Genomic DNA, 12,330 nt, shown 5'->3' on the forward strand with positions numbered 1-12,330 from the left:
AGAGAAGATGGACGGAACAAGAGGAGGATGAGGGATATGATCAGCGTTAGTCCTTATATTGTAGTAGAAGATGTGAAAGAATCTCTTCAATATTATCAAGGAATTTTTGGCGGAGATATTCATATTTTAAATGAACATCAAGACCGTGTGTTACATGCTGAATTGCACCATGGAGAATCACTGCTCCACTTTTCAGATACGTTTGGCCGCACACCAAAATCGGAGAATCTCAGATTGATTATGCAGTTTGACAATGAAGAAGAACTAAAGGCCGTATATGAAGCGCTCGAAGCTGACGGGGATGTACTGGTGGAATTACAGGATACGTTCTTTGGCGCACTTCACGGACAAGTACAGGACCGGAAAAATGGGTTGATCTGGGTTCTGAATTATATGAAATAGATAAAGGCCTTCACAGTGGTGAAGGTTTTTTTGGAGTGTTTTCATTTTCTGAAAAATGGAAAATATGCTATGTTGGAAGAATAATAAGACATGGGGAAGGGTGGCAACGGAATGGAACAAGTTGAGTTTCAATATATCCAAACAAATGGCATAAGGCTACATACTGCAATGGCTGGCCCTGAGGATGGCCCGCTGCTTGTCCTGCTGCATGGATTTCCTGAGTTTTGGTACGGCTGGAAAAATCAAATCATTCCCTTAGCAGAGGCAGGCTATCGTGTCGTTGTTCCTGATCAAAGGGGCTACCATCTAAGTGACAAGCCAGATGGAGTCGAATCATATGTATTGGATCAACTGAGAGATGATATCGTGGGCTTGATTAAGACGCTGAGTCCAAATCAAAAGGCCATTGTCGGCGGACATGATTGGGGCGGAGCGGTTGCTTGGCATTTGGCTTCTACACGTTCTCAATATGTAAATAAATTAATCATTGTCAACATGCCGCATCCGCGTGTGATGATGAAGGTTCTCCCTTTTTATCCGCCACAGTGGAAGAAGAGCTCCTATATCGCTTTCTTTCAGCTTCCAAATGTACCAGAGGCAGCACTTCAAGAAAACCAATTTCAAAGGCTGGATGAAGCGATTGGGCTGACTGATAGACCACACTTGTTCACCAAGGAGGATGTCTCAAGCTACAAGCTCGCTTGGACGCAGCCAGGAGCTATTACGTCAATGCTGAATTGGTATCGGGCCATCAAAAAAGGCGGCTTTGAAAAGCCAATTTCAAAACGGATTCTCGTTCCTGTTCGCATGATCTGGGGGATGGAGGACAAGTTTCTAAGCAGAAAGCTGGCAAAGGAATCGATTAAGATTTGTCCAAATGGACAGCTGGTTTTTGTCGATGATGCCTCTCATTGGATCAATCATGAAAAACCAGAGGTCGTCAACAAACTCATACTCGAATTTTTGAAATAAAGGGAAAAGCTCTGATCAAAGGACCAGAGCTTTTTTTATTTACCCGATTTGATTCTTTTTCAAAGAAGCAGGTTCGTCGTCCCAGCATTCAATATGTTCATTGTTCGGAACGGCATTTTTATAGAAAACAGGATCTTTTCCTTCTTTTTTCTGTCTCGTATAATCTTTCAATGCTGCAAAGGCGACCTTAGACAGCATGGTGATGGCAATGAGGTTGACGATGACCATCAGTCCCATGAATAGGTCGGCGAGATTCCAAACAAAAGGAACACTTGCCACAGCACCGAATAAAATCATTCCAATAACTGCAATACGGTAACCGATTAGCCATGTCTTGCTTGATTTAAGGAACTCGATGTTCGTTTCACCATAGTAATAATTCCCGATTAACGTACTAAACGCAAACAAGAAGACCATAATGGCAAGTACACCAGAAGCCCAAGGGCCAATGTGCTCACTTAAAGATGCCTGAGTGAGTTCAATACCCGTTAGTTTTGTTGTTCTATATGCATTTGAGAAAAGTATGATAAAAGCAGTACTTGTACAAATAATGAGGGTATCAATTAAGACACCTAATGCCTGAATGAGTCCTTGCTTTACAGGGTGACTAGTCACGGCCGCAGCAGCAGCATTTGGTGCACTACCCATCCCAGCTTCGTTTGAGAAGAGACCTCGTTTAATCCCTTCCATAATGACGGCACCCATCGTACCACCTGCAAATTGTTCAATACCGAATGCATGGGTAACTATTGTGTGAACGACGCCAGGAAGCTCTGTAATATTCGTGACCATGACAAAGAGAGCAATCCCGATATAAGCTACAGCTAGGAAAACAACAATGTATTCTGCCATCTTTGCGATCGTTTTGACACCACCGAAAATGATGATGCTAAATCCAATAGCCATAATCACTCCAACAATTAAGCGGTTTGTGCCAAATGAATTTTCAAAAGCGATGGTGATGGTATTCGACTGTACAGCATTAAAGACAATACCGAAAGAAATAGTAATCAATACAGCAAATAAAATCCCCATCCATCGTTTCTTTAAGCCTTTTTCAATGTAGTAGGCCGGCCCCCACGAAAGCCTGACACATCCTTTGTTTTATAGACTTGGGCAAGTGTACTTTCAACAAAACTAGAGGCGGAACCAATAATCGCCAGAATCCACATCCAAAAAATAGCACCAGGACCACCCATGGCAATAGCGATAGCAATACCGGTAATGTTTCCTGTTCCAACTCGAGCTGCCATACTAATAGCGAACGCTTGAAACGGTGACACACCAGATTTTTGTTTATTTGTTCCTTCTTTAAGAACGATCACCATTTCCTTGAGCATACGAACCTGAAGGAAACGAGATCTAAATGTAAAATAAAGGCCAACAAGAACTAATAGTGCAACAATAATATATGACCATAGAAAACCATTTGTTGTTGTTAATAAACCATTGATAAAGTCATTCATAACATCACCTCTTCTAATTCCATCCTATTTCTTTAAAAAATACTGAGATCCCACTCTTTGGCGAGTTTTTTCAGCATCATGACACCGGTAATACTATTTCCGCAATCATCAATGGCGGGACCGTAAATGCCGATTCCACAGCCTGTCTGAAATGGGAATTCTCTTCTTGCGCTTGGCGGAACGCAAGCCATAATTCCTCCAGACACACCACTTTTGGCTGGAACGCCTACGAAAGCAGCAAAATTACCAGACGCATTATACATGCCGCATGTCAGCATCAATGCTTTTGTTAGTCTTGCGATATCTTTTGGGATGACTTGAACTTGTTTAAAGGGATGGTAGCCATCACTTGATATAATCAGTCCAATCAAGGCGATGTCCTCTGTTGTGACTTCGATGGAACATTGTTTTAAATACACTTCTAATGTGTCCTCGACATCTGATTCTAAGTAATTGGTTTCTTTCAAATAATAAGCAAGTGCCCGGTTTCGATGGGCAGTTGCCCATTCTGATTGATAAACCTCTTCATTAACAGAAGGACGCTTACCTATTAAGTTTTCGATTAAATCGAAAATATATGCTAGCTTTTCTGTAGAAGTCTTTCCCGGAAGGATGGAGGAAACGGTAATAGCTCCAGCATTAATCATTGGATTAAAGGGTTTCCCTGGTTTATGCATCTCAAGGCGGTAGATGGAATTAAATGCATCACCAGTTGGCTCTACATCTACCCGATCCAAGACGTAAGGTACGCCCCTTCCTAAACAGGCAGCTATAAAGCTGATGACTTTTGAGATACTTTGTAGGGTAAAGGGAACGTCCCAATCACCATATTGTACAGATGATCCATCTGGGCCTATCACGCTGATACCAAGTTGAGAGGAATTCACTTTTCCGAGTGCTGGAATGTAGCCAGCATTCTGACCGTTTTTGTAATAAGGCCGTATTTCTTCTGCCCAGTGATCAACAGAAGACTGGCATGCGTGTTGTGTATTATTAGAAATTGCTGTTTTCATACGATTCCTCCAATCAAAAATCAAAAAGTACCCTATTGAATTGGCGGATGACAAAAAATGCGATCAAATAGGCACGAAAACATGTTACACATCTTCAAAGAACTTGTCATGCGCTGCTTGTACCACTCCTTTACACCTAAATATATGTTTAAATGAAGGCTTTGGCGGCGAAAAAACAAAAAGGGTTTTTAGTGAAAATTCAGAAAACGCTTACATATAGTTTCACTAAAATTGTTCATTCAATTTATCTTGGAAACTACACAATCTGACGTAAATCTACAGAAAAACTTACAAATAAAAATCAGTCTGTCGACAATTGTCTAAACAATTCCCATTATTGTAGACAATCCCCATAATGCAGAATAGCTGAAAGGTCACCTTGCTCCCTCGGAGAATAGTCATAAAAAAGGATTTTGGAGATGAAAGGCGTAGTGAAAATTATTTTTTTGCACATTGTGAAGAAAAGAGTCTCCTTGTATACTGTGGCTATGCAAACAGGGGAAGGGATGTCAGTCATTTGAGTTTAAACCAGCTTGTCAAAAAAGACGCATTCATTTTAATTTTTATGGTGGTCATTGTGCCGCTTGCAGGAGAGCTGAAGTTTTATCCTGTGAACGAGACATTTCGCATCAGTTTTGGAGCACCTGCGTTTTTCTTTTGTTTATTACTCTTAAGAAAATCTAGACCACTCCTGCCGGGATTTTTAACAGGCGCAGCCATTGTACTTTTTCGAGTAGGCTTAGATCTGATTCAGCAGAATGCTGATATGGCTGCGTCGTTTTATCAGCAATTCCCAAGTTTCTTTTTCTATTTTACTTATGCTTTTCTGTTTTTTGCCGTTCGTACGGGACGTTTTAAGCAGCGCTCTATTTTCATTGGGATCATCGGTCTCATGATCGAATTACTGGCTGATTTTGTCGAGCTGTTTGTACAATTTCTAGTGTTCGATACAACGATGACCCTATCAAAGCTGAGTGATATGTTCCTCATCGCGTTTGCTCACAGCTTTGTGGTGATCAGCTTTTTTAATATGATGAGGCTGTACGAGGCACAATCAAGAGAGAAACAAATCATGAAACAAAATGAGCATATGATGATGGTCATTTCGAATTTATATGAGGAAACGGTTCACTTAAAGAAAACGTTAAATCATACAGAGCACATTACGCAAGAATCATATCGGCTTTACCGTCTACTGCATGACCACGAACTAGGGAAGAAAGTGAGTCAAGAGCTGCTAAAGCTCGCAGGAGAAATCCATGAGGTGAAAAAGGACAATCAGCGTATTTATGCTGGGCTTTCAAAGCTGATTTCAAAGGAAAATATGCAAGACTATATGAGAGCCGAAGAGCTTGTTCGCATTGTGATCCGCATCCAAGAGAAATACGCGCTATCTCTAGGGAAAAACATCTCCTTTACCTCTGATATACGTGGCATTCATTTGCATGATTATCATGTTTTTATTTTCTTATCTTTGATTAATAATTTAATGGCAAATGCAGTTGAAGCAATAGAAGATAACGGAACGATCTCACTCGTATTAAAAGGCGGTCATGATAAAATAGAGATTCGGATTGAAGATGATGGCCCGGGTATTCCTGAAAAATTGAGAGATGTTGTGTTTGATCCAGGCTACACTTCGAAATTTGATGCATTTGGTACACCGTCAACTGGGATTGGCTTATCCTATGTGAGAGAGCTGGTTCAAGAGCTTGGGGGTCAAATCCAGATCGAACAAAAAGAAACAAAAGGTACAGCATTTCAGCTTGTCCTTCCTATACAAAATTTAATACAGAAAGGGTGAGTGTATGCGATTTTTCATTGCAGATGATGATCGTGCAATACGCTCGATTTTAGGTCAAATTATTGAGGATGAGGATTTGGGAGAGGTCGTGGATGAAGCCGATGACGGAGTTGGATTAGAAGCTCATTCATTAAATCTCAAAAAAGTAGACATCCTTCTGATTGATCTTTTAATGCCTGCTAGAGATGGCATTCAAACCATTCGTCATATACACCCTGAATTCAAAGGCAAGGTCATCATGATTTCTCAAGTAGAGGCGAAAGAGTTGATGGCAGAAGCCTATGAACTGGGGATTGAATATTATATTCATAAACCTGTCAATCGAATTGAGATCGTCAGTGTCATTCGAAAAGTCATGGAGCGCATCAAGCTGGAAAAATCGATTTACGATATTCAAGCTTCCCTTCGTCATGTGCTGCCATTAGAGCCCGTGATTTCTCGTGATGGGGGCTCTGGGGCGAAGCGAAGAACGATGAAAGAGGCAGGAGAATTTCTCCTGTCTGAATTAGGAATTGTCGGAGAGAGCGGCTCTAAGGATCTAATAGAGATACTGATCTACTTACATGAAACACAGACAGCCAATTCCCATGAGGTCAATTTTCCTCCACTAAAGCAGCTGTTTATCAAAACGGCTGAAAGAAAGCTGGATCATGGTGCGACTGATGTGGAAGTGATGCGGGAAGTGAAAGCGGCAGAGCAGCGAATTAGACGAGCCATTCATCATTCCTTGAATCATTTCGCTTCACTAGGATTAACAGATTTTTCGAATCCTAAGTTTGAGCACTATGCGTCGAAGTTTTTTGATTTTACCGATGTCAGCCAAAGAATGAAAGAAATGCAGAAGACATCTTCACCCGCAGGATCGACGGGCAGAGTCAATACGAAGAAGTTCGTTCAAATCTTTTATTTCGAAGCAAAACAGTTATTCGAAGGAATGAGCTAAGAAAAATCTGTTGGAATGATTGGAGAAAATAAACAGTGGAAGGGAGCCCTTTTCTATGATCAGACGTGCTCGTCAGGTGTCTTTGTTATTTATCTGATCATTCTGATTTTTCTTTTTTCTTGAAAATAAAACCCTCCTGTGCAATCGTTTGTTAAAATAGTGAGGTTAGACTAGAATGTCGGAGGTTTTATTTTGGGAAAAATTAAACGAAATGCGCTCTGCCCTTGCGGAAGCGGAAAAAAATATAAACATTGCTGTGGCCAAAAGTCAGGCGGAGAACAAACGTCTGAGCTTGTGTTTAAGGAAGCTGTACAAGTTCAAAAGGATGTAATGAATTATGCTTTCTCTAAGCATCAGAGAGCGATCAATCAATTCATTAATGAGTTTTCTTTCCTTGCAGATATGGATAAAGAAACGCAACAAATTTCAGTTTTCCATTTGAGTGTATGGGGCATTTTCTTCCGTCCATTAACGGATCAGAAAGAAACCATCTTCCATGAATTCCTGACAAAGAAAGCAGAGGAAATTACCCGTCCGAAAACAAAACAAGTAGTTCAATCTTGGACAGACATGGAACCATCATTGCTTTTATTAAATGAAAAAACGGACGAGTCTCTTTACTTTGAGAATATGGTGACAGCGGAGAAGGTTGAAGTTGATGTAAAACCGGATCAAACAGTGCTGCCAGAGAAGGGCAGTCTCGTGCTTGGTTTCCCTGTTCAGTTTGAAGACAAAGCAGAGTTTTTCATTCAATATACGATGTTTGCGAAAGAGTTTACAGATACCCTTCTTCTTCAGGTTCGCCAGCTCGTTGAAGCACACGAAGCAAATGGAGGAGCGCGCAGCACATTTATGAGAGAATCATTCCCTGAAGTGCTGAAGTGTATGTTTGCGAAGCAAGAAGTAGAAGAACCGGAAACACCTGCTCAAACAGAAGGCGGTACAGGACTATTAGCAGATCGTATGGACTGGGCAAGTGACGTTCAGCTGGAAACAGCCAAGCTGATTGAAGACGGGATGAAGGAGCACGGTGATCAAAGCCTGACAGATGGCGCTTTAACGGTTTGGAAAGCGTACTGTGATCAGAAATCACCTGTGATCCGTAAAGCAGCGTCATTTGCTGCGGGAATCGAATATTATATTCATTCGCTTGCAAGTGATGCCCCGCTTTCTCAAGCACAAGTTGCTAAAAAGTATGGCATTAGTGCGTCTACTGTATCGAGCCGTTTTAAAGATATCGAAAAAGCGGTTAAAGAAGAGCAAGAGGCGACTGTATAATAGTAATCAAAAAAGACGCGGTAACCTTATTGAGGGTTCCGCGCCTTTTTTAAACATTATTCTGTGATGATAAAACTGTTCATATATTCTTTTGTATTAAAATCGTTCAAATCAATTTTCCACTGACCTTCACCGTTACGTTTCATTTTCACTTCAAATTCAGTAGGGCTGGATGCCGGAGGAAGTTTTTCAAATTCACTCGCATATATCTTCAAGCTCTTTTTGTACAACTCTTTTTTTGTGATTTTCCCTTTATAAAATTCTTTTGAAATATCAGCCAGCTTGTCTTCTAATTCAGATGCGTCAATGCCTGTAACTTTTGCCACAACTTCAGCTTCTTCATTTTTGATAGCTTTTACACTAGTTTCTACTTTGGCTTTTTCCTTCACTGTGTTTTGAATGCGCTGATACATGCTTAGAATGTCTTCATCACTGACTTCGTTCCCATAGATACTTGCACTTCTTCTAAAGTCTTTAATAAACATTTCATTATATTTATTCACGAGATCAGCCTTATTGTCACCAGTTAGTTCAGGGAACTGTTTATTTTCTTTACCGAATACGATGACATCTGTATATGCATTAAGGGCCTTTGCTGCGTTGTTTAATTTTTCTGCTGTATCAATAATCTTTTTTCCATCAAGGTCAATTTCAATTGGATCACTATCTTTATTGATTGGATTTTGATAAACGAGTTGGTATTTCGCTCCTTTATCTACCAAGAAATAAAGAGAGCCTTTTACAGATTTGCCTTTATTTAATGAAGTTGAATTAAGTCTGTCTTTGCTGCTATAAAAATCTAATTCTGACACTTGTGAATCACCCTGATAGAGAGTAAAATGTCTGCTTAATAATGAAAGTGGTTTATTTTCTTTGTTCGTAATGGTTAGGTTGACTTTTAACACTAATTCATTTTCTCGAAGAGTGGTCGATGCGTCGTCTGGTAAATTATATTCATAGCTATTCACTTTTACCTCTACTGTATTAGAGGATTTTTTTTTCGGAATCTGTTGTTTTTACTGAGCTTTGACAAGCTGCAGAGAAAATCATCATTAATGCAATCATGACTAGTACACTTGTTTTTTTAATCATTTCATACTCCTTTGTATATATTCCCGCTTTCTTTAGCGTCATCCTTCTAAGATAAAAGTGATATATTGAATGGTATATTCGGGTTAGAAAGGGAAAATTATCCTAATGTCAATTTACCTTATTTATTTTATCGGTTTTATTCATGATGATGAATAGGTTTTAATTCCTATTTTGGTAGGTTTTTTCACAAAATATATGAATATAAGAAGGTGATGAGAGGAAAAGACTAGTAAAAAAGAATTGATTATAGATTTATTTTTAGATGCTTTTAATGAAAAATCTTGAAAGAGAGATAATAGTTATATACAAGAAGATGACGGATCACGAAGACCACGATCCGATCATATTGCCAATTGGTAATGCCAGGGCATATGCGAAGACCATCAGCAAATCTTATACATGGGAGCTGACTGTCATATGGAGCAGGATGATGATGACGATTTTGATGGTCATGAGAAGCTCCGCTTTTCGTTTTAGTGTATCTTCACCTATTTTCGCGACGTCCACCTGCAGGTTGATTTTCAGAGAGCAGGATACTTGAATTTTGAAAATGATTCATGGGAAAATAAGGATGATTAAGCAGATAAGGGAGATGAGCTTTTGAAAAAGGTAACGCTTGGACGAACTGATTTACAGGTGAATCCGATAGGGCTTGGTACGAATGCGGTAGGTGGGCATAATTTATTCCCGAATTTGAGTGAAGATGCTGGACGGGAGCTTGTGGAAACGGCTCTTGATCAAGGTGTCAATTTCTTAGATTCTGCTTTTATTTATGGGCTGGGCCGTTCAGAAGAATTGATCGGTGAGATCATTGCCAAACGAGGCGGCAGAGAGGAGCTTGTCCTTGCGACAAAAGGAGCTCATAAAGAAGTAAACGGGCAAATTGAACTTGATAATAGCCGCGATTTCTTAAGAGAACAGGTCGAAAATAGCCTGAAGCGACTGCAAACAGATTATATTGATTTGTACTATATGCATTTCCCTGACGGCCGCACGCCGTTGGATGAAGTAGCAGGCACATTAAAGGAATTGAAGGATGAAGGGAAAATCAGGGCAATTGGTGCATCAAATCTTGATTTTGAACAGCTTCAAGTCTTTAACCGAGATGGCTACTTAGACGTACTTCAATCGGAGTATTCTCTGCTGAAACGTCAGGCGGAGCAGGATCTTCTCCCATACTGCGTCGAACATGGCATTTCCTTTATTCCTTATTTTCCGTTGGCATCAGGCTTGTTGACTGGAAAATTTACGAAGGATGCGACATTTGATGACATTCGAGCAAAGGACCCGCTTTTCCAAGGCAATGCGTTCCTTCAAAATCTCGAAAAAGTAGACAAGCTGAAGGTCATTGCACAATCAAAGAACGCAGAAACGGCACACGTAGCACTGGCCTGGCTTTTAGCGCAGGACGGCATTGATGCCATTATTCCTGGTGCAAAACGAGCAGAGCAAGTCTTGCAAAACCTAAAAACAAACGATGTTCAATTAACAAAAGAGGAAATCAACCAAATCGACCAGATCTTCTCTTAATATATAAAAAATAAGGTGCGCAGCTGCACCTTATTTTTTTATGTCATCGTGAGAGGGATTTTGATCACGAGCCGAAAATTTGGAGAACGGTAAGTGAAATCAAGCGTACCGTCTGCTTTTTCAACAAGCTGATGGATGATATAAGTCCCCATTCCTTGGTGATCGCCGCCTTTTGTGGAACGGCCAAAAGTTTTGAACAAATGATCTAATACGTGTTTCTCCATTCCTTTTGTGCTGTTTTCACAATGGATCAAAAATAGCCCGCTCCGTATAGAGGTCGTGACCGAGATGCTGCCCTCTTTCCCGGCTTGCTTCGCTTCAATTGCTGCATCAAGGGCATTGTCGAGCAGGTTGCCAGTAAAACTCACCTGATCAGCCTTAGAAAATGGAAGAGAAGAAAATGGTGCTTGAAGATCTACGGAAAGTGCAATGTTCTCTTTTTCAGCCCGCTGGAAAAAGGGATGAAGGGTTGAGGCCAGATAAGCGTTTTCCCCTTTGATCCAAGGGAAATGTTTGACGTATTGTTGAATCAAATCCTTGATATCATGCTCGTCTTTCGACGCGGAAAAGGCATTTAAATGTCTGGCTGTTTCATGATGTTTACTGCGCAGCTCAAGCAGCAATTCATTGGTTCTCGATTCTGCGTTTGTCAGCTCTTGAAGCCGTCCGTTTAACCGGCGCTCCGTCTGCATCATCGTCAATGTAAGGAGATCTGCTGTGATCATGATCATGAAAGCCAAAAGATGGCCCAGCCCATTCCCTTGAGTCAGAAAAAGAGAAAGCCCTGCGCAGGTGATCAGCACAAAAGCGCCTAATATCACGTATCCACTGATACTAGGCCAAAACCTTTTGTACATGAAGAATGTATAAAGACAAATGACACAAAAGGTGAGGAGCCACAAAACCACTGACGCCACCGGAAGAAAAGCTTCAGCAGTTGCTTGAAACGCAAGACCTAACCATATGAGAGCATATATGCGGAATCCAAGATAGTAAGCGTTCACGTTCGTTCTCCTTAAAAGTAGTATTTCTTAAAGTATTCTAATTGCTGCTTGGTCATCATGGCCTTTTTATCAGTGCCTTCAAAAGACACGACAAATGAATTTTTGGCATACGCCGAAAAGTTTTTAATGTAATGAATATTGATGATAAACGAGCGATGGGAACGGATAAAATCCTTCTCAGCTAAATCGCCCTTTAACTCGTTTAATGTCTGGTACGTTTGGATATCTCCTGTTGTTGTGACAATGGTCGTTGATCGGCCGGTTCGTTCAACAAAAATGACATCCTTCTTCTGCAGCACATGGATATCTGACTGCTGCTTGATGAGAAGCCGTCCATGAATGCTTTTCTCCTGCTTGGTTGACATGTAGCGCTCTAAGGATTTGGCGATTCGATCGGCGTGGTATGGCTTCATAATATAATCATGTACATTCAAATCAAACGCATGGACCGCATATCCGCTGTTTCCTGTCACAAATACAACATCGACATTCAGTGCGTGAGAGTGAATGAGGTCCGCTAATTCATAGCCGGACATTCCAGGCATTTCAATGTCTGCAAACAACAGATCAATGTCTCCCTGTTTGACCTTCTCGTATGCATCCTCTGCTGACTGCGTGACAAAGACAATGTCAACAGCCTCCATTCTGCCGAGAATGGCGTGCAGCTTTTCTAAGTCCACTCGGTAATCATCGACAAGACCTACTTTTATCATAAAAATCACCTATGACCATTCTTATTATTTGTCTATTTTACCATTTGTTTTTTTAAAATCGATCATTTCAAGACAGAAAAAGGACGTTTCGCGACATTTTTATGTCAGGCAGG

At 40.6% G+C, this 12,330-nt stretch carries 10 protein-coding genes and 1 pseudogene; 6 read left to right on the forward strand and 5 right to left on the reverse strand.

Annotated elements, in window-relative coordinates; all coding sequences use genetic code 11:
• Positions 1 to 36 precede the first annotated feature (36 nt).
• Both NPA43_RS01535 and NPA43_RS01540 read left to right on the forward strand, forming a co-directional pair.
• The gene (locus tag NPA43_RS01535) at positions 37 to 402 is read left to right on the forward strand and encodes a VOC family protein (RefSeq protein ID WP_256499255.1); all 366 of its coding nucleotides are present in this window, start codon (positions 37 to 39) and stop codon (positions 400 to 402) included.
• Between the two features lie 111 nt (positions 403 to 513).
• Complete coding sequence (locus tag NPA43_RS01540; protein WP_099726315.1) at positions 514 to 1,374, forward strand: alpha/beta fold hydrolase; 861 nt, start codon at positions 514 to 516, stop codon at positions 1,372 to 1,374.
• A gap of 39 nt (positions 1,375 to 1,413) precedes the next feature.
• Here the strand turns inward: NPA43_RS01540 and NPA43_RS01545 are convergent.
• Both NPA43_RS01545 and NPA43_RS01550 read right to left on the reverse strand, forming a co-directional pair.
• Positions 1,414 to 2,840 (reverse strand): annotated as a pseudogene (locus NPA43_RS01545) (alanine/glycine:cation symporter family protein).
• Between the two features lie 32 nt (positions 2,841 to 2,872).
• Positions 2,873 to 3,853, reverse strand: coding sequence for a glutaminase (locus tag NPA43_RS01550; protein ID WP_099726160.1), 981 nt, complete (start codon positions 3,851 to 3,853; stop codon positions 2,873 to 2,875).
• Between the two features lie 517 nt (positions 3,854 to 4,370).
• Between NPA43_RS01550 and NPA43_RS01555 the strand changes: the two genes are divergently transcribed.
• From NPA43_RS01555 to NPA43_RS01565, 3 genes are all read left to right on the forward strand, one after another.
• Entirely contained in the window at positions 4,371 to 5,657 is a 1,287-nt protein-coding gene (locus tag NPA43_RS01555; protein WP_099726159.1) for an ATP-binding protein, read from the forward strand.
• A gap of 4 nt (positions 5,658 to 5,661) precedes the next feature.
• On the forward strand, positions 5,662 to 6,600 hold the full coding sequence (locus tag NPA43_RS01560) for a response regulator (protein WP_256499256.1): 939 nt from the start codon (positions 5,662 to 5,664) through the stop codon (positions 6,598 to 6,600).
• A gap of 192 nt (positions 6,601 to 6,792) precedes the next feature.
• A complete protein-coding gene (locus NPA43_RS01565; protein ID WP_099726157.1) occupies positions 6,793 to 7,878 on the forward strand; it encodes an SEC-C metal-binding domain-containing protein in 1,086 nt (361 codons plus the stop codon).
• Between the two features lie 56 nt (positions 7,879 to 7,934).
• On the opposite strand, the gene NPA43_RS01570 is transcribed toward NPA43_RS01565, so the two are convergent.
• Entirely contained in the window at positions 7,935 to 8,846 is a 912-nt protein-coding gene (locus tag NPA43_RS01570) for a DUF5105 domain-containing protein (protein WP_256499257.1), read from the reverse strand.
• 724 nt (positions 8,847 to 9,570) lie between these two features.
• Here NPA43_RS01570 and NPA43_RS01575 point away from each other — a divergent pair.
• Positions 9,571 to 10,500, forward strand: coding sequence for an aldo/keto reductase (locus tag NPA43_RS01575; protein ID WP_099726156.1), 930 nt, complete (start codon positions 9,571 to 9,573; stop codon positions 10,498 to 10,500).
• A 38-nt stretch (positions 10,501 to 10,538) separates the two neighbouring features.
• Here NPA43_RS01575 and NPA43_RS01580 read toward each other — a convergent pair whose 3' ends face one another.
• Both NPA43_RS01580 and NPA43_RS01585 read right to left on the reverse strand, forming a co-directional pair.
• Positions 10,539 to 11,504 (reverse strand): sensor histidine kinase, encoded by a 966-nt coding sequence (locus NPA43_RS01580; protein WP_256499258.1) that lies wholly within the window; start codon positions 11,502 to 11,504, stop codon positions 10,539 to 10,541.
• Between the two features lie 11 nt (positions 11,505 to 11,515).
• Positions 11,516 to 12,217 carry a LytR/AlgR family response regulator transcription factor gene (locus tag NPA43_RS01585; RefSeq protein WP_099726154.1) on the reverse strand — a complete coding sequence of 234 codons (702 nt, stop codon included), beginning with the start codon at positions 12,215 to 12,217 and terminating at the stop codon, positions 11,516 to 11,518.
• Positions 12,218 to 12,330 lie beyond the last annotated feature (113 nt).

Origin of the sequence: Bacillus pumilus (assembly GCF_024498355.1) — a bacterium.
Classification (GTDB): Bacteria; Bacillota; Bacilli; order Bacillales; family Bacillaceae; genus Bacillus; species Bacillus pumilus_P.

Coding starts and splice junctions, on each gene's coding strand:
- NPA43_RS01550 (WP_099726160.1), bottom strand. CDS start 3,853: ATGAAAACAGCAATTTCTAATAATACACAACACGCATGCCAGTCTTCT.
- NPA43_RS01535 (WP_256499255.1), top strand. CDS start 37: ATGATCAGCGTTAGTCCTTATATTGTAGTAGAAGATGTGAAAGAATCT.
- NPA43_RS01585 (WP_099726154.1), bottom strand. CDS start 12,217: ATGATAAAAGTAGGTCTTGTCGATGATTACCGAGTGGACTTAGAAAAG.
- NPA43_RS01560 (WP_256499256.1), top strand. CDS start 5,662: ATGCGATTTTTCATTGCAGATGATGATCGTGCAATACGCTCGATTTTA.
- NPA43_RS01540 (WP_099726315.1), top strand. CDS start 514: ATGGAACAAGTTGAGTTTCAATATATCCAAACAAATGGCATAAGGCTA.